Consider the following 22,580-nt stretch of genomic DNA (forward strand, 5'->3'; position numbering starts at 1 on the left):
ACTGATGAGTTATGATGATGAATTTTTGCATGTGATGTGAAAAAGATTGATCCAACTAAAAAATAAAAGACTGTTGTGACAACAGTCTTTACATCTTATTTAAACTTTCGTTCTTCTTCTTTGATCGCCAGATCATTGATACTGGCATATCTTTTTGCCATAAGCCCGTTTTCATCGAATTCCCAGTTTTCGTTTCCGTATGCCCTGAACCAGTTTCCCTCTTTGGTCTGATATTCATATTCAAAACGAACGGCAATACGATTATCGGTATGCGCCCAGTATTCCTTTTTAAGTTTATAATGAAGTTCTCTTTCCCATTTATTCTGAAGAAATAGTACAATCTCTTCTCTACCATTCACAAAGGTATCTCTGTTTCTCCATTCGCTATCGATGGTATATGCTTTGGAAACCTTTTCAGGATCCTGACTGTTCCAGGCATCTTCTGCCAATTGAATTTTTTCCAGTGCCGTTTCAAGAGTGAAAGGAGGAAGCGGATGTTTCTGTTCCATAACTCATTGTATTAAATTGCTGACTATCTTTTTTGATTTTTCAATTAATTCATTGGATTTGAAAAGCTGGCTTTCTATGATACTGCTTTCAAAAAGCATGTAGATATGATCGGAAAGTTCATCATCATTCAGCAATTCTAAAAGAAAATTTCTAAGATCTGCTTTATGAGACTGAATAATGCTCAGTACTTTAGTATTATCCATGGGGATTTCCGACAGAATATTCAGAAAGCTGCAACCTCTGAAGTTTTCCTTTTTATTCATATACACCAGAAAATCAAAAGCACTGATGATTTTAGACTGTAAGCCATTTCCTTTTGCTATAAATTGATTGAGTTCATTGAACCAATACTCATGTCTCACCTTCAGAAATTCTACACACAGATCTTCTTTGGATTTAAAATGCTGATAAAAGCTTGCCTTGGCAACTTCAGCTTCGGAAATAATCTGATTGATTCCGGTAGAATTATACCCTTGTTTTGCAAACAATTCAAAGGTCTTTTCTACAATTCTTTCTCTTGGAGATTTCATATGCTTTTCCTTTCTGGAACAAATGTATGAAAAAAAACAATATACAGACCGGTCTGTCTGTTTTATTTTTGAAAATATTTCTTTGAAGGTTGGCTTGAGATGTTTGATAAACAAAAGCTTGATAAACAAAACAGCCTCCAGAAATACATTCCGGAGGCTTTTATATTATTTTAAGTGCGATTATTTTTCGTCCAATTCTTCCTTCTTCTCTTCTTCTTTTTCAGGGAAGATGATGGATAAAAGAACAGAGATTACCAATACTCCTCCTACGATTCCCAATGAAACCGGAGACGGAATATGAATCCATGGGGCAATAAGCATTTTAACTCCAATGAAGGACAGGATAATAGCCAATCCGTATGGAAGTTTGCTGAACATATGAATAAAGTTCGCTAACAGGAAGTATAATGATCTTAATCCTAAAATTGCAAAGATATTTGATGTATAAAGGATAAAAGGGTCATTTGAAATCGCAAAGATTGCCGGAATGGAATCTACTGCAAAAAGAACGTCCGTAAACTCGATAACACCCACTACTACTAAAAGAGGAGTTGCCATTTTGATTCCGTTCTGGATGGTGAAGAACTTATCTCCATCGTAATTGTCTGAAACTTTCCAGAAACTCTTGATCAGTTTTGCTCCTGCCGTATTGCTGTAATCTTCATCATCGTCATCATCACCGTCACCCCATGATTTGATCCCTGCATACACAAGGAATAATCCGAATAAGGTCATGACAACGTTGATTTTCACTGCTTCACCGAAGATATTCATTTCAGGAAGATACGTCAGATTGATTAATCCTACTCCTGCAAAGATGAATATAGCTCTGAAGATCAGCGCTCCGATAATTCCCCAGAAAAGAACTTTATGGTGAAGAAATTTCGGAACTTTAAAGAACCCGAAAACCAGAATAAATACAAATAAGTTATCTACAGACAAGGCTTTTTCAATCCAATAGGCAGCCTGATACTGTGTAAATTTCTCTACTGCCAAAGCATGGCTTTCAGGGCTTCCGTCGGTATTGAATACCCAATAGACCACTCCTGAAAAAACCATAGAAAGCGAGATCCATACAATAGACCAGATGGTAGCTTCTTTGGAAGAGACTTCATGACTTTTTTTATTAAATACCCCTAAGTCCAGGAGCAGCATGATAACGACTGTTACTGCAAATCCCCACACCAGACCAGGGTGCAGTTCTAAAATACTTTGATGTTCCACTTGAGTTATGTTATTATATGATAAAAGCAATAGATGCACAGAGTACAAATATTGCTATTTTATTTATCTTTTGATTGTCAATTGATTATAGATAATTCATCTGTACCGTCTGGATTGTCTGCTCCAACTTTTTATCCGCTGTAGGATCTCCGATCGCATTGAATTTCCATTCTCCGTTTCTCTTATAGAAAACACCCATTACCATGGCAACATGTCCGCTGAAAGATGCGTCATTCGCAATATCATATTTTGCAAAGACCTCTCTTACATTGGTAGGTGATCCTTCATAAATACGGATAGAAGCAAAAGGAATAGTGCCGAAATCCTGGCCTCTGTAGCTGTTCAAAACCATTGCCACATGCTCCACATTTGGTTCCAATTGGCTGAAGTCTACCGTGATTACTTCGTTATCCAATCCGTCATCTCCATTCACGTCACCGGTAAGGTCGTCTCCGCTGTGTCTTACAGATCCGTTTCTTGATTTAAGATTTCCAAAGTAGATTACTTCAGTAACGTTTTTGTTTGAATCATATAAAATACAGCTTCCGTCCAAGTCTACTGCTTCTTTCTTTGTTCCGAAAAATCCTTTCTTTTCGATTGCTCCCCAGTTGATTCCTACACAAGCCTGGGAAAGCTCAGCTCCATTTTCTTTTTTAAGGTTAATTCTCTGACCTTTTTGTAAGTTGATAGCCATCTTTCTATGTTTAGTTGTTATTTACTTTTTTGCAAAAAAGGTAATCTTCTTTGCTTTTCAAATTTCGTTCTAGTTATTATTCAAATTCAAATTAAGCATTGCCCGCAGAATATTCGTTTCTTCGTCGAAGTCAAAGATTTTACTCATAATATCCATATTTTCCAGGTTTTTAATATAATCTTTCAGAACGCCTTCCACTTCAGCTGGCAAAGTACGCTTTCTTTCGTTCATACTATGTTCCAGCTGCTCATTTTTACTTCTCAGCTGATCAATAATGGAACTCTGATTAGACTGATTCTCGGAAATATCCAGCTTATCCAGTTCTTTGTCGAAAAGATACAATTTCTTTTCGTCTACACTGAAAATAAAATAATCATCAGACTGAAAGATTTTAAAAAGTTCATAATCGTGGGTTCCGATAAGGTAACCACATACGAAACGGACTTTAAACCCCTGTATATTAAGCCTTCCCAACAGTTTCCTTTCAATGGAATATTCTTTATACTGATAGGAAGGAAAAGAATCAGTTTTCAGCAGTGTTTCATCTGCCTCCGATCTGTAAAATTCATGGGCATATTTTTTATGAAAGTACAGTACATTCTCCCAATTGGCCGTAAAACGATCTTCCGTCAGGTCTTTATACACTGTTTTTAAGTGCTGGGAAAAGACACCGCTGTACATTTTTCTGTCGGTCTCAAAACTATCTACCCTTCTTTCTTCAAAACCTGAAATATATTTACTGTTGATGTTAATTTCATTAATGACCGCCAGCATGTCATTTTCCTTCTGCTTTTTAATTTTAGTCAGAAGTTCTATAAGGCTGTCGGTATACTGCAGGTGGAAAAGTTCCAGTTTATTATAATCTAAAGCCGTATTTTCCTGGAACAGATTGTGAATAATATCCGTTTTGATGTAAATTGATATGATGTCAATATGTTCAAAAAAATTAGCGAGAAGCTTAAGCTTTGTTAATCTTCTTTTGCTCTGCGACAATATGGTTGCTGCATCATCCCCCACCTTAGTATCCTATAAATTAACCTCTGACATTTGCTTTAAGTTCATGCTCCAATGTCTGAAGATCCTGATCCAGTTTTCTTCTGTTGTCAGCTCCCTGTTTCTGGATTTGTTTCACTTCATTCAATGTATTGATCAGCATTGACGTTGTTTCTCTCAATGTTTCCACCGATACGATAGTCTGCTCGTTGGCTCTGGCAACATTCACAGAATTCTGGCCAAGACGTTCCGCATTCTTTCTTAAAATCTCTTCTGTAGTAGAAGATACTTTTTGCTGTATTTCAATATTCTGCTGCTGTCTGTACATCGCTACCGCAAGGGAAAGCTGGTTTTTCCAAACCGGAAGTGTAGTGGTAAGAATCGTCTGTGCTTTTTCAGCAATAGAAACATTGTTGTTCTGTACCAGTCTGATCTGAGGAAGTGACTGCATCATAATCACACGCACCACTTTAAGATCAGCCATTCTCCTGTCTAGCCTTGCAATGAAATCTCTTTTATCTGCAATCTGATAATCCTGGTAAATCTGCGGATTCGCTTCCATCTGAGCAAGCTCGCCTGCCGCTCTTTCCATTCTTATATTACCTGCAATGACAAGCTCTTCAATCTGCTTGATAGAATTCACATTGCTTTCAAAAATAGTCTGAAGTACAGCGTTATCTTTTGTAGAGGTGATAATTCCTGCATTTACTTTATAAGAAATCTGTTCGATATTGTTGATGATCTTATCGTATTTTGCAAAAAGATTTTCCACCTGAGTCATTACCTTTTTCATGAATGGCAATTTGCTCAGAAAACTTTTCACTTTATTTCCGTTAAGTTCTTCAACATCTACATAGTTAAGCTCTACCAAAAGGTCATTGATAAGCCCGCCAACTTCTCCTGAGTTTGATCTTCTTACATTTCCTAAGAAGCTGTCACTCTGGTTGGTTAATGTTTTCTGAAGCTCTGCCCCGAAATTCACGATTGAACCTGGGTTGGTCTCGTCAATAGAGTTCGCAAGAACTTCATATTTCTGACGTTCTTCTGACTGCAGCTGTGTCAGATTTACATTTCCCTCTCTGTCCACAAGAACTGCCGGCGCCGCATTCTGAGCGGGCTGAACCGGAGTTGGGGGAACCATTGGAGTCGGTTCAAAGGTTTTAAGGGGTTCTATTGATCCTAGCGGATCTATGGGTTGATTTTCCTGATTGTCCATGATTACTTCTGATAAATTGATACAAATTTCTCAAGGCCGTCTCTCTGTCCTGCACCTACAGCCTCAAATTTCCATTCTCCGTTTCTGTTGTAGATTCTTCCGAATTCTACAGCGGTTTCGATTGAGAAATCTTCGTCTAATTCGTATTTTAAGATCTCTTCATTCGTATCTGAATTAAAAATTCTGATGAAAGAATTTCTTACCTGTCCAAAGTTTTGCTTTCTTGAATCAGCCTCGTGAATTGTTACGACTACAGTAATTTCTTTAATAGCACTGTCAATTTTAGTAAGATCAATTTTGATCTGCTCATCGTCACCCGATCCTTCTCCTGTAAGGTTATCACCCGTGTGGATTACAGATTTGTCCGGAGACTCAAGATTGTTATAGAAAATAAAGTGATTATCTGAAACTAATTTTTTGTCGTCCCCAAGCAAAAACAAGGACGCATCAAGGTCAAAAGCGGTTCCTGTAGAAGTATTATTGATATCCCATCCTAAACCTACAGTAAATTTAGGTGCGTTGATGTTTTCTCTTTGTCCTTTTTGTAAGTTAATAGCCATAATATAATTCCGTTTGTGTTAAAGTATTGATGTTATTTTCGTATTCTTTTATTAAATGATAATTGTTACTGATCGCCAGCTCCAAAAGCAGGTCCATCTGTTCCTTTTTTACTTGAGACGTAAGATAATCAAAATTACTTGAATCTAGGCCTAAAATATATTTGACAATCCTTGTATTGAACTGAAAACTTTCTTTATTCATCACTTCTGCAACATGATTTACATTTTTTACAGCATAGTAGTTGAAAAAGTTTTCAATTTTCGGGTCAAGGTCAAAATTCATCAGTTCTGCATAATACAGGAACATAAAGTCAGCCTCCACGTTATATTCATTCAGTATTCTGTTGACTGTATATTCATGACTTCCCGTGATTTTTATATCGTCTATAAAAATACAAAGTTTTCCTCTCAAAAAATCCTTATCGATATAATAAGTGTCATTGGCGATCAGATTTTTGCGGTCTTCAAAATTGAGATTCCCGTAATCTGTGATGTATGTATGGTTTCTGTTGATTTTAGATAAAATACTTGACTTTTTTCCTTTTTGAAACAGATAAAAATCCAGGTGTTTTTTAAAGTAAAAACATAAAAAGTTGGATGCAGTAGGAATCGCCATATAGGGGCTTGGAAGCACTACAATCTCTTTATCTGTACTTAAAAGCTCTTCATTTTCGGAAATAAATCCGTCGAATAATTCTCTTGCGAATTTTTCAGCATACGACTTATCGCCATACTTGAAAAAGCTGTATTCTGCAGGTGAGAAAGTAAACTCATCCGCCGAATGAATGTGGTGTAAGCTGTATCTTTTGTTCATGTTTATTTTTAGTGTTTAAGTAAATGAGCACTGAAACCAAAGTTCTTTGCTCCCTGATAATCTGCCACCGGATTGTCTCCGATATGCAGAATCTGGTGCATGGGCAAATCCTGATCTTTGATCTTATTCTTCACTTCCTGAAAAATAAGCGGGTTAGGTTTGGAACAGTTGATTTCATCAGAATAGATATGGAAGTCTATGTACTGATCCAGGTTTTCATGAATCAGGAATTTCCGCATTGTTTTCCCTTTGATAAATCCAGTGTTGCTTAGAATATTTATGGTCTTTCCCTGATTTTTAATATCCTCAAAAAAATCATGAATATTTTCAAAAATTACAACTGGTTTATATTCCAGAAACAATTCTTCACTTTTGTTATAAAACTCATTAAGTTTTTCCTTATTAATAAGTTTTACGTCTACATCCAAAGCCCCCAAAATCATCAGATAAATTTCAAAAGTATCAATATTCCCCCCTGTCACCTCATTGATGGTATTACAAAGATCATCGTAATATTTTACGGTTTTCGCAACCTCATCTATCGGCTTATCTACGTTAAAAAATGAGGAGAACAGCTCAACTCTTTTTGCTTTAAATTCAGGATGAGATTTGATTAAAGTGAGCCACAGATCAAAGGAAAAATGACAGTGGTTATGGATGTCGATATCTGTTTTCAATAGGTTTTAAGTTAAAAGTTTTTATTTAGCTTCTTGAAAAAGATTTAAAATTTTTTAATCATCAAAAAGTGTTTACAATACTATTCTTCCCAAAGATAAAATATTTATCATAAAAGCATTACGTTCAAGTTCTGTTTTAAGATATTTTTATGAAAATCCAAGGTTTTGAAAGGTTCACAGAAGATGATTGATGAAGCGTTTAAAAAAAATATTTTCAAAAATTCTTTGGAAATCAAAAAAAAATTATAATTTCGCAACCGATTAAAAATCAACAATGTCAACAAAAATGATAAATATTATAACGTTAAGCAATCCTGTCAGAGCTGTGTTCTTTGGCAGCACTGAATATTTATCTGAATAGTTCTATAGATCTTTTATACCCAAAAATATATTGAAGACCTGTCTATTCGGATAGGTCTTTTTTGCTGCCCTGATTTCAGACTTTAACAATTCAAACAACTTCTGCTGTTTGTTAAGATCTCTGAAAATTTTCCTTTGATACGAAATACGAAAATGTTTTACCGGCTTTATAAGACCGGAGTGTATTTTGTGCTTATTTTTTTCAGAACCTTTTCCGAACACAGATCTAAAAATCAACAATTTAAATTAAAAAAAATGAAATACAACACACGAAATATAGGGATTATAGCACACGTAGATGCAGGAAAAACTACTTTATCCGAAAGACTTCTGTATTACACAGGACTTATTCACAAAATCGGCAATGTAGATGACGGAAATACCACCATGGATAAAGACATACAGGAAAGAAACAGAGGAATTACCATTTCATCCGCTGCAGTTTCTACCCAATGGAAAAAAGACGATAAAGTTTATAACATCAACATTATTGATACGCCTGGACACATTGATTTCGCAGTGGAAGTGGAACGTTCTCTAAGAGTTCTTGACAGCGTTGTCGCAGTTTTCTGTGCTTCATCAGGAGTTCAGCCACAGACTGAAAATGTTTGGTTCCAGGCTGAAAAACATGGAACATCCAAAATCTGTTTCATCAATAAAATGGACAGAATGGGTGCAGACTTCTTTGCTGTTCTTAATGAAATAAAAACCAAGCTGAATTCTGTTCCATTGGCCATTCAGATTCCGATTGGAGCTGAAAACGATTTTGAAGGCGTTATTGATCTTATTAAAATGAAAGCCTTATACTGGACAGATGAAAATGGAGAAACCATCATGGAAAAGGAAATTCCTGCTGCTTCTATGACAGAAGCCCATGAATACAGAATTAAATTAATGGAAACTCTTGCAGAGAATGATGAGATGTTCTTTGAAATTTTTATGGATACTGAACAGATTGCCACTGTTGAAATGATTTCAGAAGCTATACAAAGAGTCTGCAGATCCGGATCAGCTGTTCCTGTTTTATGTGGTTCAGCCTTTAAAAATAAGGGAATCCAACCTCTTCTTGATGCTGTGGTTACTTATCTGCCTGCTCCAGATCAGCTTGCTGATCTGCAGGGAAGAGATCCACATACAGATGAAACGGTAATATTGGAAAGAAATGAGAAAGCAGTTTTTTCAGGACTCGTTTTCAAAGTTGTGATTGATAAACATATGGGAAGACTGGCTATGCTTCGTGTGTATTCCGGAAGAATACAATCCGGTGATACGATACTCAATATAAGAACAGGTGAAAGCTACAGAATTTCCAGAATTTTACAGATGCAATCGGATAAAACGTTATCACTGCATGATGCTAAAGCTGGCGATATTGTTGCTTTAACGGGAATAAAGGATGCCAAAACCGGAGATTCTTTATCTTCTACAGAGCAACCGATTTTACTGGAAGCCATTACAATTCCGACTCCTGTGATCAGAGTTGCTATCGAGCCGAAAACGAATGGTGATGAGAAATCTTTCGGTTTGGTATTGGCCAAAATACAGGAAGAAGATCCTTCTTTGGTGGTTGAAAGAGATCCGCAGACCGGAGAGACTTTATTAAGCGGCTTGGGAGAACTTCATTTGGAGGTTACATTGGAAAAAATCCGTCTGAATCATGGTATTGAAATCAATCAGGGGAAACCTAAAGTTTCTTATCGTGAGATCTTAACGGAAACCAAAGTTCACCGAGAAAAACTTTCCAAACAAAACGGCGGAAGCGGTCAGTTTGCTGATATCACTTTTGAAATCGGACCAGGAAATGATCATGAAAATGGATTTGAGTTTGTTAATATGATCAAAGGTGGAGTTATTCCGACTGAATTTATTCCTTCTGTTGAAAAAGGTTTCAGAGAAGCTATGGAACATGGCCCATTAAAAGGATATCCTCTGGAAAACATGAAGGTGACTCTTCTGGATGGTTCTTTCCACGCTCAGGATTCTGCAGCATTTGATTTCGAAATTGCAGCAAGAGAAGGATTCAAAGCAGCGGCAAAAGGATGTCATCCTAAATTGATGGAACCTGTTATGCAGGTAGAAATCCAAAGTATTGAGGAGTACACGGGAGCTGTCACTGCGGATATCAACAGAAGAAGAGGAATTATCACTTCTATTGACGAAAAATCAGGAAGAAAGATTTTTGCAGCGGAAGTTCCGTTAGCTTCAACTTTCGGATATATTTCTGACCTGAGAACACTGACAAGCGGAAGAGCTTCTATCAGCATGAAATTATCACACTATGCTTTAGTGCCTGATTTTATTGCAAACACATTAATAACCTAAACAAGCAAGGACTGTAGATTTTTTCTTACAGTCCTTGTCTTGTTTGTGAATGGTCATTGTCAATTCGCTGCGATTGTCAATTTTTCTATTCTGAAAAAATTCACCATCCACTTGCGAAGCAAAATTCACTCATTGACTATGAAATTGTGAATAGTCAATCGTCAATCCGCTGCGCTTGTCAATTTTTTTTTACTATAAAAATTCACCATCCACTTGCGAAGCAAAATTCACTCATTGACTATGAAATTGTGAATAGTCAATCGTCAATCCGCTGCGCTTGTCAATTTTTTTTTACTATAAAAATTCACCATTCACTTGCGAAGTAAAATTCACTTATTGACTATGAAATTGTGAATGATCAATTGTCAATTCGATGTGCTTTCAATTTTTTTTTACTATAAAAATTCACCATTCACTTGCGAAGCAAAATTCACTTATTGACTATGAAATTGTGAATGATCAATTGTTAATTCGATGTGCTTTCAATTTTTCTATTCTGAAAAAATTCACTTTTCACTTGCGAAGCAAAATTCACTCATTGACTCCTCTCCTATTTTTCCGGCATCACCTTATATGTAGGATCATCCTGAATATTAACTTCCACTACAGCCTCTGCATTTTTAAGTATTTTTCTGCAGTCTTCGCTGAGATGGCGCAGATGCAAGGTTTTGTGATATTGTTTATAACGTTTGGATAATTTGTCCAGCGCATCAATAGCACTCATATCTACAATACGGCTTTCTTTAAAATCAATAACCACCTGATCCGGATCATTCACAGGATCAAATTTATCCGTAAACGCTATTACTGAACCAAAAAACAAAGGTCCATATATTTCATAGTACTTCACCCCATTTTCATCTACATATTTTCTTGCTCTGATTCGTTTAGCATTATCCCAGGCAAAAACCAATGCTGAAATGATCACACCAATCAAAACCGCCAAAGCCAGATTGTGTAAAACCACAGTGATCAGAGCTACAGTTATTCCAACAAAAATATCAGATTTCGGCATTTTATTCACAATCCTGATGGATACCCACTGGAAGGTACTGATCGCAACCATCATCATAACTCCCACCAGAGCCGCCATGGGAATTTTCTCTATTACAGGTGCTCCACACAGAATAATAATTAAAATTAACAATGATGCAATAATCCCGGATAATCTGGCTCTGGAACCAGCGTTGAGATTCACCAGCGTTTGTGCTACCATTGCACAACCTCCCATTCCGCCAAAGAAGCCATTGGTAATATTAGCCAATCCCTGAGCTACGGATTCTTTATTGGCACTTCCTTTTGTATTTGTAATTTCATCCACCATAGATAATGTCAGAAGAGATTCTATAAGACCTACTCCAGCCATAATTAAGGCATAAGGAAAAATAATCTGTAACGTTTCCAGAGAAAAAGGAATCTGTGGGATATGGAAACTCGGAAGATTTCCACTGATATGGGCGATATCTGCTACCGTTTTTGTTGGAATATTAAATCCGAGAACCACAGCAAAGACAATGATAATAGCCACAAGAGAGGCAGGAACAACTTTTGTGATTTTTGGAAAAAAATAAACAATGGCAATTGTAAGAGCTGTTAAGCCAGCCATAATGTATAAAGGCATTCCCTGCAACCAATTTACCACACCACTACTATCTGTTATTTTAAACTGCTCTACCTGGGCCATGAATATAATAATAGCCAACCCGTTCAGGAATCCGTACATAACGGGTTGCGGAATCAGTCTTACAAATTTGCCCAGTTTAAAAATACCTACCATCATCTGAAGGATTCCGGCAAGTGCTACAGTGGCAAAAAGATATTCAATCCCATGGGATTGAATAAGAGCAATCAACACAACAATTGTTGCTCCTGCTCCTCCAGAAACCATTCCCGGACGACCTCCCAAAACAGCTGTTACAAGTCCCATCATAAAAGCTGCATAAAGACCGATAAGCGGAGAAAGACCGGCCAGAATAGCAAATGAAAGAGATTCGGGAATCATTGTCATCGCTACTGTAAAGCCAGCCAGCAGTTCATTTTTATAATTGATTTTTTTCGAAAAATCGAATAAGTTTATAGTATTTTTCATTCATTGACAAAGGTATGGACTGTCAGGATGGTATACAATTTTTTCTTTTTATCATTTTTTCATGAACCCATCTGTTAATTTGAATAATTCACACATCAGTTCTTATAATATGTTAATTTTAATTAAAATAAACACATAAGGTATAATTTTTATATTTATGATTGTTTTTACTTCTTATTTTTGTCTACATTTGAAAGCGAATAAGCAATTATTTGGTACTAATTAAAAATTCAACGAGTAAAAAGCTGTTTATCAATCTATCGCAGCTTTAACTCATAGAATTGTATAAAACCTTAATAGGTTATATATTATTTCACACAAATGGCAGGAAAAGAAGTTTGAAAGAGAAGAAGAGAAGACCATTGAAAATAAAGAATATAATCCAAGTACATTAAGGTGATCCCTACCCACCTGTTTTTAAGATATTTGGCAAAATTCAAATCTATTTTATAAGATTCATCGTCTTATGAAAGCTATTTTAATATTCTTAATCATAATTTCTATTCTTTATCAATTTCAAATTTTTGTGAATTATTTCCTGCCAAGTAAGATAATATATATCACCTATTCTCGTTTTTTTATATATAAGTTTAAACAAAAGAACAATATTTAGTAAAAATGTTATATAAAGAAATCCATATTGGGAAATTTATTAAGGAAAGAGTTGATGAAAATGAAATTACAGTAGAGAGGATATGTAAATTTTTAAGCAAAGATGAAGAGGCTGTCGAAATGATGTATGACAGCAGATCAATGGATACGGATCTTCTTTTAAGATGGAGCAAATTGCTGGAATATGATTTTTTCAGACTTTACAGCTCGCATTTGATTTTATACGCACCTCCATCGGCAGTTAACAAAAACCAGCAGAAGTCCGAAAAAACACCTTATTTCAGGAAAAATATTTATACACAGGAAATTAAAGATTTTATAATGAAAAGAATTCTTTCCGGTGAAATGACGCAAAGTGAAGTCATTAAAGAATATTCTATTCCGAAAAGCACTCTCCACAGATGGCTTCAGAAGAGTGATAATGCAAACGGATAAACAGATAAAAATGCGCCCTAATTACAAAAAAATTTACCAGGATATGCTGAGGATTGAATATCCCGAAAAGCTTAAAGATCCAAAAGTTAAAGACCTCCTTGAAAAGCTTCATACGAGCGAAGATGTTCTTAAATTCAACGAGAAACTGTTCAAGCAATCCAGAGAAAATCAAAAACTCAAAACCTATGACAAACAGACTATGCTAAAACTGCTTCAGTATCAAAAAAAACATGGTCATTCTACAAGTTATATGTCACGAAAATATAAAATAAGCCGAACGACGCTTTCAAAATGGAAAGGAATGTTTGAAGAAGAGCTTGAAAATACAATGAAAAATGCCGGTAAGTAATCTACCGGCATTTTTTTAAGGTAATAGTAAGGAAAAAACCGGGCTAAACGTTTGCCGGAGTCGAACCGGATAACCTTGCCGGAGTGATCGGCTTCGCTATTCCTCCCATAGTTGTGTTACGATGAATTTTTTCCTAACGACACTTCAAAATAGTAATATAAAGAAGCTGGAAGTGGACAGAAGAAAGGGGTAAAGTCTGAAAAAATCATCTGACTTTATAGAAAATTATATACAAAGATATCTTTCAACGTCCCACTTCCAGCTTCTTATATATTTTAAAAACAAGGCAACAGGTGAATAATGCAGTCGTGCTCTAACCAGCTGAGCTACTCTTCCTATTTAGACTGTGTTTTTTGTTGTGGAAGAGACAGGATTCGAACCCGTGACCCCGTCGTGATGAGCGAAGTAACATTTTTCTACGGCACTTGTTTGTTTTTAAAATAAAAAAGAGGCAAGATTCGAAAAAACTTGTACAAGATTACTTTCATGATCTTCTGGAGTCGAACCAAATTAAACCGAAGTAGGTCTTTTCTACGGCACTCTTTTACAAATCAAGGTAATATTTTTCAGAATCTTCCGTGCATTTGCTCTACCTGCTGAGCTACCTCTCCTTTTCGAGGGAGAAGGCAGGATTCGAACCTGCGACCCAATGTTTACTCAAACTCGAAGTATGATTCTAAGACGACACTTGATTTTAATTATTTATAGTTATTAGTTTTCTTTCTACAAAAGTATATTCTTATTGCGCATTCTATTTAGGTAGTATAATTTTTATTTACCTATTTGTTCGTTTTGCCTTGAAGCAAAAGAACCAAAAATTCAAGACCTGGAAACTTTGGCTAAAAATAACCTACACTCTCTAAAAATTCTAAAACTTGCGCGAATCTAATGTTACTTTTTAGTTTCACTTTCTGTCTCGCGCTTCAAACAGTAGGATTTTCTTAACGTTCTTGTAGCTTATTTTCTTAACGCCTCCATTTCCTATGTCACATTTCCATAGTTATCATTGGTGGAAATTTCAACCTTTTATTATTATTTTTTCATTGATGTGATTTAAATAAAAGAGGCAAGATTCGAAAAGACTTTTACAAGATCATTTTCATGATCTGTTATGGAGTCGAACCAATATTATACCGAAGTAAGCCTTCTCTACGGCACTCTTTTATAGCATCAGGGTAAAAGCGGCTGAATCTTTTCTATACCATCTACTCTGCCATTTGAGCTACATTCCGTTTACAACAGGAATGGCAGGAATTGAACCTGCATCTGACGGGGGACTCGAAGTATGATTCCAAAACGACACCTGATTTTAATTTTTCCATTGGGTTTTTCTGTATTTCTTCCAGTTTCGCTGGAACTTTGTATACCTTGCATTCACCACTTCAAAACCATGTGGAAAACAATATGAACAACCCATATCATTTCCGTACATCAATCTTGAGATCTGTACGCCTGAAACTTTCTTTGGAAAGTCGATTAATCCATATTCATTAAATCCGAATTTCTGTCTTAACGTTTTAGCTTTTTTCATAAGTATTGAGTATTAACCTCAATACACTGCTTCTTTTAGATCTGGTTTATAATTATTCATAGTTATTAGTTTTCTTTCTACAAAATTATATTCTTACTGCGAATTCTACTTACGCAGTTTTTTTATTAAAAACCAAGCAATGAATGATAAGAGTAGAAGTTGACGATGAAACTCTTATTAACGGCATTGGTTAGCTACCGGGCAATCTGGTGAAAGACTCTGTCAGTTTGGAATCGAAGGAGGTCTTTCTAACGGCACCAGTATTATTAACACTGCAAAATTATATTGTGAGTACGCAATCTATTTACGTAGTTGATTTTTATTGAGAAAATAATGATGAAATAATTTCAAAAAGTTTAAAAACCCCTAAAATCGGAAGTAAAATAATGAATCCGATCAATAAAAAGATTCCTATTTTACTTAAAAAATCTGTTTTGTTTTCTGAATAACTGCCTTTCTCTCTTGTTTTGACTTTGAAAACAGGAATCTGTTTTGTGATTTTAAGACTATGTTGTTCAAGTTCAGTGATTACTTTCAATGCATATTCATCAAGCAGTTTTTTATCTCCTCTGAAAACAATATCTTTTAAAATGGCATTTCCTGAATTGCTTAAAGACTTTCTGTAAATCTCTACTGCATTTTCCATTTTATTATTCTCTGGTTTAGAAAGAATCCAAAATTTACCTGCTTCATCAAGAAATCCTGCTTCAAAATAAATCTGTCCTAATCTTCTTCTTAGGGAAAGGTCATTAGGAAACTGATTAATCATATTTCTTAATCTGTCGCATGCTTTTTTCTTTCTGCCATCTTTAAGATCCTGCTTAATTTTATGCATTAAATTTCCCATACTTTTATTTTTCATGTAAATATTTGTTCGTTTTGCCTTGAAGCAAAAGAACCAAAAGTTCAATACCTGGAAACTTTGGCTAAAAATAACCAACACTCTCTAAAAATTCTAAAACTTGCGCGAATGTAATGTAACTTCTTCGTTTCAATTTCTGTGTCGCGCTTCAAACAATAGAATTTTCTTAACGTTCGCATAGCTTATTTTCTTAACGCCTCCGTTTCCTATGTCGCATTTCCATAGGTTTTATTTTTAAAAGCAGTGCCTGTTACAGCACTACTTTCTGAATCATTTTTACTGCAGACTTTTTGTCTTCCAACGCGTTCAGTACATCGAAAATTTTGTCTGACCAACCAGCAATAAGATGTACATCATCCTTCCTGATATCAAGCGGCTGTGTACCATAACCTGCAAGGTCAAAAATATACAGCTTTGCATGAGGCGCGATGGCTTTGTACTTTTTCCACACGTCTTCGAAAGAGTTTCTGTTTCCTGTGCTATCCCACATCTGGGTATCAGTGAAAAGCATTACTTTATCCACCTGCTCTTTTCTTTTGATAAGGTCTTCCATCACCAGATAACCGTTGGTGGAATATCCTACTTCACCTTCACGTTTGTAGAAGGCATCTACATTCCTTAAAATACCATTTTTCGGCATTGGAACTCTTAGCCAACGGTCACCGAAGATACCCGTTACCACGTTTTTACACTGTGACTGGAGGATCATAGACATCAGCAAACCGATATCATACAGCAAAATTTTACTTTTGCTGGAAACTGCTTTCTGCATAGAACCTGACACGTCGGCAGCGATCACCACTGATGTCTCAAAACCAAAACCTTTGATGTTTCTGGCACTTACCAAAACAGCACTTTCCAGAGCTTCCACTACGGAGGACAGATAAGGAGAATCAAAGTTTTTTAATTCTCTGTAAGCCGCCAGGAATCGGAATGGGAGCTGTTTTGAATTGGTTACAGCTCTTTCATCGGAAAGGTATCTGCACACTTTGTTCATCGCATCAGACGATACATTAGCTTCCAGAATATTCCTCAGGTTTCTCATGGTTGCCATATAGCCCAGTTTGTTGCTGAAAATTAATTCTTCCCATTTATTTTTGAAAGCCAGTTTTCTTTCTGCATCATTTGCAAATTTTGTCTGACCCAAAACTGAAAGCTCCACTTCCCACGTATAAGGAGTTTGCAGTGTATTGTTAGCAATTTTGTTGAAAACTGCCTGCTGATTTTCATCTTTAGCTTTCGGGTGAACCAGAAATAATGCATCTTTCAGGGTTACTTCTGCTTTTCTGTTATATTTTGCGAACTGGTATTCGTCAAACTTATTGAATGATTTTACCAGACCTTTCTGAATCTGTTTGGACAGTTTATTCAGTTTCTTGGTATCTGTTCTTTTATTGGCAAACTGATAGTAAGCCAGCAATTCTGTAATTTCATCTGCTCTCTGAATGACTCCATCTACTGTTTTGCTTACAAGGTCTGTACCTGAAGTCTGCTTTGCCAATTCAGTTGTCAAAACCAATGGGATAGATCTCAGGTACATATCTTTTCTTGCATATACGGCTAGCTTTGCCACAAATTCAGGATCATTTTTTTTGATCAGAGATTGGATTCTTGCCAATCTATCATTTCCTTTTTCATAATTGGCATCTGATAGTCCTGTTGTAACAACAGCACTATACAATTCTTCAGCGGGTGTCATGGCATATGCTTTTGCACCTTCGTAGTTCTGTACTACTTTATTTTCTTTTTTTAAAAAATTAAATTTCATGGTTACTGTTTTTCTTGTTAAACATGGGAAGGATTGATACTTCCTCTCTGATTTCTGATGCAAAGTAAAAACAGTATTGCGCAACCTTTTTGCGTAGGAAATTTTTCTTTATTTTTTTTAGTTTTTTTAATGATTCTTACAGATTATGAAGGATTACGCGGATTTTAAGTTTTGGCTGAAGCCGAATGAAAGGTGCTGTATTTGAAAGGAGGGCTAAAGACCACCTCTATAGAATAATGCTATATTGAATTTATTTTAACCACAGATTAACACAGATGCTGTGGCGATATAATTGAATTCATCATTTATCATTTATAATTCATCATTATAAAATCCTTCTATCATTCATTTTCATGAAAGAAATCGCGCATAGAGCGTTTTCAGATGAGAGTTTTCTAGCTTTGTTATTATTAAAATTAAGCTATGATTAAAGGAATATATGAGACTCATGTTCAGGTGAGCAATCTGGAAAATGCAATACAGTTTTACACGGAAGTATTAGGATTAAAACTGGCTCACAAAGATGAAACCAGACCTATTGCTTTTCTATGGGCGGGAGAAGGAAAACAATTTATGCTGGGGCTTTGGGAGCAAAAGGAGAATCTTCAGACCAGACATTTTGCTTTTTCCAGCAGTAAAGAAGATATTTTGAATTATTCTGTAGAATTTCTTGAAAAAAAGGATTTAAAACCTTACAATTTTCTAAAAAACGGAACTGTAGAGCCTATGGTATTTGCATGGATGCCTGCATTGGCAATTTACTTTAATGATCCAGATGGAAATCAGCTTGAATTTATTTCTATTCTGGAGGGTGAAGGCAGACCGGAACTGGGAGTACTGAGCTATGAGGAATGGATGAAGCAGACTGGTAATTAATAAGACACTACTACAACACAGTGGCGCAAGATGTTGCGCCTTTGTGCTGCTCAACAAAATGATAAGATGAGCATCAGCAGTATTTAAACATTAACCAGTTTTTTCACTGCCAATACATGTTTACAGGGACCTCTTTCCCTCTGATATTTACTGAACCACTCACAGGTACAGCGTTCTTTTTCTTCCTGAATGATTACTGTATGATGTACACCGGTTCCTCTTACTCTGGCTTCTGTTCTTTCTTTATTATTATTCAAGATTTCTACTTTTCCGTCTTCAATCAATTTTTCCGCATTTTTTATGGGGGGATTAAGCCCGATAATCCGGCTTAATTTAAATGGAAGTCTACGATAGAAAAATTCTCTGTCATTAAGATCATAACCAAGCAATCCCATTGCAGCAAGCCTGCCTGTACTATTTTTAACATTGTCAAAACGGATGTTCTCTTCCAAGGTAAGTCTGCCAGGATTAAAAGACTGATTGGCATAGGCATATTTATCCAGCGCATCAATCCACTCATCAGGAACATCTGAAATCAGGCTATCCAACACCGCACCTTCACCTGAAAAACCTCTCCAGCATTCTCTCGATAAAGAAAAACTTAACCGGATATTTCCCATATTGAGTTGCCATGTTGTAGACTGCATATTAGCATGTGCAAAAACCTGCAAACCATCAATATAAGGAAGAAGAGGTTCTAATAGGCGTAGTCTGTGAAGTCCTCCTATACAAACAGAATCTGCAGATTTTACCGGAGAAAAAACTGGTTTATTTCCTCTCACAATTAAATAATAATCTGATTTCACCACTCCTTTGGGCATTCCTCTGAACAATTGCTGTGTCTGAATCTTATTGAATGTATGACGCTTTTCGGATTCTGATAAATACACCTGAACAATTCCCAGTCCTTTGATCCATTTAGCAGGCAATGGTACTTTCCTTTCTATTATTTTGCTTTCCCCCTTGTATAATCCTACTTCTTTTTGCCCTACAGAAAGCATAATTTCTTCATTCGGACGTATACTTCCCAGCGCTGTTATCATAGGTTGATTGAAATCCACATTCGTTGTTCCGTTTTCAAGAAACTCTCCATCCAAGCCTTCAGGAAGTACATCTATTCTTGCATACACTCCTGCACAATGAGAAAAACCTTCAAACCTTAATCTTTCATTTCCTGCTGTCACTATAGGATCTTTAAGAAGTGCCATCTGAAAAGGTGACAGGTTAAAACTTGATTTCACGATGTTTGAAAGTGTGATCAGACATCGGGCCAAAATAAAAGGCTGCCTTACATTTCCCCAGAAAAAACAGGGAATATCAGTATTTTTATCAATCTCACTGTATTTGGCAAGAAATAACTCTTCCAGTGTACCTTTCCTGACTAAAGAGGATACTCCTGAATAGCTGTAAATAAGCGTATCTTCCATGTTCTATTTTTTCAGAAGAAGATTACATATCTTTTTAAGACTCGAGTTTTCCTTCCAACTGTTTAATTTTTCAACGACTTCCTGATGTACTGAGGAATGGTTCAAAGCCAATACTTCATGGTAGATCTCCAGAATTCTTTTCAGATTGGTAACCGGCTTCTCCATTTGAAGTAAAATACTGAAGATCAATTCTTCAAGAGCTATATTGTGATTTTTACTTATATTAAGCATGTGGTGCTGTATAAGATCGGTCAATCTTTTCACTGGTGCCCATTCTAATTTTTCGTGCAGACCAATCACTCTTCCAAGTCTTGCATTATCCATCATCTGACCAGAAACATGTTCAAGCCAGATCTCAGCAGCTGTTCCACGAATGGTTTTATCACTATCCAGGAAAATAGTCCCAAGAAACAGATATCCAATTTCATCCAGAGGTTTTTTGATCTGATACAGCGTATTGGCAGTATTCAGAACAAGGCTTCTTTCAAAAACTTCTGCAATTCCTGAATAGAAAAGACAGTACTTAATTACCTTCGCCAGGGCATTTGCAGGTGTATTGGGGAAGCAAAGCATCAGCGCAGGAATTTCATTAAGTTCTTTCTGCTCAGCAACAAAATATTCCATGAATAAAGGTTCTTTTCTTTTTTCAAGATGGTATTTTGGAATCGTAATATTCAGCTCTACCGGATAGTATGAGTTTTTCTTATTGTCAATGGTTTTCCATTGATAATCTCCCGAAAAGAATTCTGCAGGAATATTATCATATCCGAAATTTTTAAATTCCTCAAAAGCCGTTTCCGGTGAGCGGGTAATTCCAGCGGTCATCCACCATGAAGGATGTATAAACTTACCTTCCGGCTTTGCATTTTCTCCAAAGAAGAAAAGTAGTAAGTCTTTATATTCACCTTTTAATCTTTTCTCTGTTTCTTCAATAGCTTTAGAAGTATCGTCTAAAGCACAACGTTGAAGGGCCAGCTGAATATCCAAATGATGAGGCTCTGCATTATTATTCTGATAATTCTCCAATCTCTCAACCAGCGTTACGGGAGAAATCCAGCATGGCGCATGGGTGATAGGAAACAACAAAGGAAGTTTATCACCGGATTTTATTTTTTCAACAGCATAGATGGCGATTTCCTTAAATGCCTGTCTTGCCGGGCAATCTGCCCCTACATCTTCTATAGGTCCCAATTTTTTCTGATAATTGGAGTAAGACTCTCTCGTAGCTTCCTCCTCTTTGGTTTTCTGGTATATTTTTTCCAGATTCTTTAACTGAATCGGATATTTTTCCATTAAAGCCAGCCCATAATTGATGATTGCATTGCATAATAAAACGTTCAGATAAGGAACTTCCCATTTTGCAATGGTTTTACAGGCTTTCAAAAACACAGGTTCCATCAGTTTTACAGATTCTTCATCTACATCTCCTGCAAATCTGATAAATCCAGTCAAAGCAATATCACAATGGTAGCTATAAGGATTGTCCATTGCTAAAGGCAGATAGAACATGAGATCTTCAAAGTTCTGAAGTACCTGCACTGCATTTTCATCTGAAGTCAGCAATAGTTTTTCTGATGCTATCGCCTCAAGTTCCGGCTGTTTTTCTTCAATGTACTTTACCAAAAGAGGACGTACATTGGTTAATATATTATCTGAATAATGAGAAAGCGCCACCATCATATTTTCTGAAGCCGGAATGTATTTAAGGATGATCTTCGCTGCTTTTGATTGTATCCCATCATCTTTACTGACAAATGCTGTACTTAAAGCCATCCCAAGCATATCCGGATCCATTTTCTTTCTCTGGAATATTTTTTCAGTAAGGCCTAGACTGGAAACCACTACTGTTTTTACCTCAGAGCTTAATAGATTCGGAAGATAATTTGAAAATTCTTCATTCTTAAATTCTGAAGTTCCCACAATTTTTTTCAAGTGAGATAATATTGTATTCACGGCTTTTGATTGTGAAGAAACAAGCCCTGCAAGTAGTTCATCCTGTAGATCAGATAATTCTTCTTCGGTTGGTTTTAATGAGGTAAACGCATCCATAAACCAACCCGTGACATTTTTATTAAAATTCCTGTTGGCAGCCAAAAGGCATTCTTTCAGAAATCTTTTTCTTTCAATTTTCTTATCTGCAATCAGTTTTTGAACAATAGGAAACCATTCTTTACGGAAAGGTAAAGATTTGGAAGGAAATTCACACAAATACCAAAAATGAGTATTGAGTGTTTCAGGGTGGCGGTCAAGATCTGCGGGATAATTGCTCAGATGATGTCCCAGCAATTCTGGTTTGGGCTGTACATATCCTTTCTCCGTCCATCCTAAAATATCTTTATAATTAAATGCTGTAAATTCAGCTTCAACAGATTCATTGATAAAGTCTGAAAACCAATCCGGGCATCCCCATTCCAGTATCTGATCAGTCTGTTCTACATTACGGAAAAGACTCCAATAGTTTTTACCAAAATTCTTTTTGTCCATGCAGACAAATGAAGCAATATCTATGATGGAATGCTGATTCACAGATCCTGCCGTATGGTAGGAGTTTTTAGTCATTACAATTTTACTGATCTCGCGGTCCATTTTCTTTATAGACGGTACCAGTGTTTTCCTTTCTTCAATACTAAGCTCTTTTAGAAAGGGAATAATCTCATGTATTTTTTCCTCATTAAGGATCTCATAAAGTCTTTCTTTCATGGTGCTTTAATTTGATGTATAAATTTGTTTC

19 protein-coding genes are annotated in these 22,580 nt (G+C 36.1%); 4 read left to right on the forward strand and 15 right to left on the reverse strand.

What is annotated here, in order from left to right; all coding sequences use genetic code 11:
- Positions 1-95: 95 nt before the first annotated feature.
- The 9 genes from A1704_RS18435 to A1704_RS18475 form a co-directional block, all read right to left on the reverse strand.
- Entirely contained in the window at positions 96-509 is a 414-nt protein-coding gene (locus A1704_RS18435; RefSeq protein WP_062675521.1) for a nuclear transport factor 2 family protein, read from the reverse strand.
- Between the two features lie 3 nt (positions 510-512).
- Positions 513-1,040, reverse strand: a complete 528-nt coding sequence (locus A1704_RS18440; protein ID WP_062675522.1) for a TetR/AcrR family transcriptional regulator — start codon at positions 1,038-1,040, stop codon at positions 513-515.
- Positions 1,041-1,220: 180 nt separating this feature from the next.
- Complete coding sequence (locus A1704_RS18445; RefSeq protein WP_062675523.1) at positions 1,221-2,264, reverse strand: TerC/Alx family metal homeostasis membrane protein; 1,044 nt, start codon at positions 2,262-2,264, stop codon at positions 1,221-1,223.
- A gap of 85 nt (positions 2,265-2,349) precedes the next feature.
- Entirely contained in the window at positions 2,350-2,958 is a 609-nt protein-coding gene (locus A1704_RS18450) for a TerD family protein (protein WP_047428248.1), read from the reverse strand.
- A gap of 69 nt (positions 2,959-3,027) precedes the next feature.
- Positions 3,028-3,975: a hypothetical protein gene (locus A1704_RS18455; RefSeq protein WP_062675524.1), complete on the reverse strand. Its 948-nt coding sequence runs from the start codon at positions 3,973-3,975 to the stop codon at positions 3,028-3,030.
- Between the two features lie 16 nt (positions 3,976-3,991).
- Positions 3,992-5,167 carry a toxic anion resistance protein gene (locus tag A1704_RS18460; RefSeq protein ID WP_174525206.1) on the reverse strand — a complete coding sequence of 392 codons (1,176 nt, stop codon included), beginning with the start codon at positions 5,165-5,167 and terminating at the stop codon, positions 3,992-3,994.
- A gap of 2 nt (positions 5,168-5,169) precedes the next feature.
- Positions 5,170-5,727, reverse strand: coding sequence for a TerD family protein (locus tag A1704_RS18465; RefSeq protein ID WP_062675525.1), 558 nt, complete (start codon positions 5,725-5,727; stop codon positions 5,170-5,172).
- On the reverse strand, positions 5,717-6,541 hold the full coding sequence (locus A1704_RS18470) for a phosphoribosyltransferase family protein (protein ID WP_062675526.1): 825 nt from the start codon (positions 6,539-6,541) through the stop codon (positions 5,717-5,719). The genes A1704_RS18465 and A1704_RS18470 overlap by 11 nt, the downstream gene beginning before the upstream one ends.
- A gap of 8 nt (positions 6,542-6,549) precedes the next feature.
- Positions 6,550-7,218, reverse strand: a complete 669-nt coding sequence (locus A1704_RS18475; protein ID WP_062675527.1) for an HAD family hydrolase — start codon at positions 7,216-7,218, stop codon at positions 6,550-6,552.
- A gap of 615 nt (positions 7,219-7,833) precedes the next feature.
- On the opposite strand from A1704_RS18475, the gene fusA reads away from it, so the two are divergent.
- Positions 7,834-9,900 (forward strand): elongation factor G, encoded by a 2,067-nt coding sequence (gene fusA, locus A1704_RS18480; protein ID WP_062675666.1) that lies wholly within the window; start codon positions 7,834-7,836, stop codon positions 9,898-9,900.
- A 550-nt stretch (positions 9,901-10,450) separates the two neighbouring features.
- Here fusA and A1704_RS18485 read toward each other — a convergent pair.
- Positions 10,451-11,989 (reverse strand): SulP family inorganic anion transporter, encoded by a 1,539-nt coding sequence (locus A1704_RS18485; RefSeq protein WP_062675528.1) that lies wholly within the window; start codon positions 11,987-11,989, stop codon positions 10,451-10,453.
- Positions 11,990-12,607: 618 nt separating this feature from the next.
- Between A1704_RS18485 and A1704_RS18490 the strand changes: the two genes are divergently transcribed.
- On the forward strand, positions 12,608-13,036 hold the full coding sequence (locus A1704_RS18490; protein WP_062675529.1) for a hypothetical protein: 429 nt from the start codon (positions 12,608-12,610) through the stop codon (positions 13,034-13,036).
- A gap of 10 nt (positions 13,037-13,046) precedes the next feature.
- Positions 13,047-13,385, forward strand: a complete 339-nt coding sequence (locus A1704_RS18495) for a hypothetical protein (RefSeq protein WP_062675667.1) — start codon at positions 13,047-13,049, stop codon at positions 13,383-13,385.
- Positions 13,386-14,694: 1,309 nt separating this feature from the next.
- Here A1704_RS18495 and A1704_RS18500 read toward each other — a convergent pair.
- From A1704_RS18500 to A1704_RS18510, 3 genes are all read right to left on the reverse strand, one after another.
- Positions 14,695-14,916 (reverse strand): hypothetical protein, encoded by a 222-nt coding sequence (locus A1704_RS18500; protein ID WP_062675530.1) that lies wholly within the window; start codon positions 14,914-14,916, stop codon positions 14,695-14,697.
- Between the two features lie 319 nt (positions 14,917-15,235).
- A complete protein-coding gene (locus A1704_RS18505) occupies positions 15,236-15,778 on the reverse strand; it encodes a DUF6584 family protein (RefSeq protein ID WP_062675531.1) in 543 nt (180 codons plus the stop codon).
- Positions 15,779-16,028: 250 nt separating this feature from the next.
- Positions 16,029-17,546, reverse strand: a complete 1,518-nt coding sequence (locus A1704_RS18510) for a TROVE domain-containing protein (RefSeq protein WP_062675532.1) — start codon at positions 17,544-17,546, stop codon at positions 16,029-16,031.
- Positions 17,547-17,969: 423 nt separating this feature from the next.
- On the opposite strand from A1704_RS18510, the gene A1704_RS18515 reads away from it, so the two are divergent.
- Positions 17,970-18,422, forward strand: a complete 453-nt coding sequence (locus A1704_RS18515; RefSeq protein WP_062675533.1) for a VOC family protein — start codon at positions 17,970-17,972, stop codon at positions 18,420-18,422.
- A gap of 83 nt (positions 18,423-18,505) precedes the next feature.
- Here the strand turns inward: A1704_RS18515 and A1704_RS18520 are convergent, their stop codons facing one another.
- Both A1704_RS18520 and A1704_RS18525 read right to left on the reverse strand, forming a co-directional pair.
- Positions 18,506-19,849 carry an SWIM zinc finger family protein gene (locus A1704_RS18520; protein WP_062675534.1) on the reverse strand — a complete coding sequence of 448 codons (1,344 nt, stop codon included), beginning with the start codon at positions 19,847-19,849 and terminating at the stop codon, positions 18,506-18,508.
- 3 nt (positions 19,850-19,852) lie between these two features.
- Positions 19,853-22,549, reverse strand: a complete 2,697-nt coding sequence (locus tag A1704_RS18525) for a DUF6493 family protein (protein WP_062675535.1) — start codon at positions 22,547-22,549, stop codon at positions 19,853-19,855.
- Positions 22,550-22,580: the final 31 nt, after the last annotated feature.

This window comes from Chryseobacterium cucumeris (assembly GCF_001593385.1).
GTDB classification, from domain to species: domain Bacteria; phylum Bacteroidota; class Bacteroidia; order Flavobacteriales; family Weeksellaceae; genus Chryseobacterium; species Chryseobacterium cucumeris.

What these genes read in the sequence shown, in the direction of transcription:
- A1704_RS18435 (WP_062675521.1), bottom strand. Translation starts at nt 509, where the DNA reads ATGGAACAGAAACATCCGCTTCCTCCTTTCACTCTTGAAACGGCACTG.
- A1704_RS18440 (WP_062675522.1), bottom strand. Translation starts at nt 1,040, where the DNA reads ATGAAATCTCCAAGAGAAAGAATTGTAGAAAAGACCTTTGAATTGTTT.
- A1704_RS18450 (WP_047428248.1), bottom strand. Translation starts at nt 2,958, where the DNA reads ATGGCTATCAACTTACAAAAAGGTCAGAGAATTAACCTTAAAAAAGAA.
- A1704_RS18460 (WP_174525206.1), bottom strand. Translation starts at nt 5,167, where the DNA reads ATGGACAATCAGGAAAATCAACCCATAGATCCGCTAGGATCAATAGAA.
- A1704_RS18465 (WP_062675525.1), bottom strand. Translation starts at nt 5,727, where the DNA reads ATGGCTATTAACTTACAAAAAGGACAAAGAGAAAACATCAACGCACCT.
- A1704_RS18470 (WP_062675526.1), bottom strand. Translation starts at nt 6,541, where the DNA reads ATGAACAAAAGATACAGCTTACACCACATTCATTCGGCGGATGAGTTT.
- fusA (WP_062675666.1), top strand. Translation starts at nt 7,834, where the DNA reads ATGAAATACAACACACGAAATATAGGGATTATAGCACACGTAGATGCA.
- A1704_RS18485 (WP_062675528.1), bottom strand. Translation starts at nt 11,989, where the DNA reads ATGAAAAATACTATAAACTTATTCGATTTTTCGAAAAAAATCAATTAT.
- A1704_RS18490 (WP_062675529.1), top strand. Translation starts at nt 12,608, where the DNA reads ATGTTATATAAAGAAATCCATATTGGGAAATTTATTAAGGAAAGAGTT.
- A1704_RS18495 (WP_062675667.1), top strand. Translation starts at nt 13,047, where the DNA reads ATGCGCCCTAATTACAAAAAAATTTACCAGGATATGCTGAGGATTGAA.
- A1704_RS18500 (WP_062675530.1), bottom strand. Translation starts at nt 14,916, where the DNA reads ATGAAAAAAGCTAAAACGTTAAGACAGAAATTCGGATTTAATGAATAT.
- A1704_RS18505 (WP_062675531.1), bottom strand. Translation starts at nt 15,778, where the DNA reads ATGAAAAATAAAAGTATGGGAAATTTAATGCATAAAATTAAGCAGGAT.
- A1704_RS18510 (WP_062675532.1), bottom strand. Translation starts at nt 17,546, where the DNA reads ATGAAATTTAATTTTTTAAAAAAAGAAAATAAAGTAGTACAGAACTAC.
- A1704_RS18515 (WP_062675533.1), top strand. Translation starts at nt 17,970, where the DNA reads ATGATTAAAGGAATATATGAGACTCATGTTCAGGTGAGCAATCTGGAA.
- A1704_RS18520 (WP_062675534.1), bottom strand. Translation starts at nt 19,849, where the DNA reads ATGGAAGATACGCTTATTTACAGCTATTCAGGAGTATCCTCTTTAGTC.
- A1704_RS18525 (WP_062675535.1), bottom strand. Translation starts at nt 22,549, where the DNA reads ATGAAAGAAAGACTTTATGAGATCCTTAATGAGGAAAAAATACATGAG.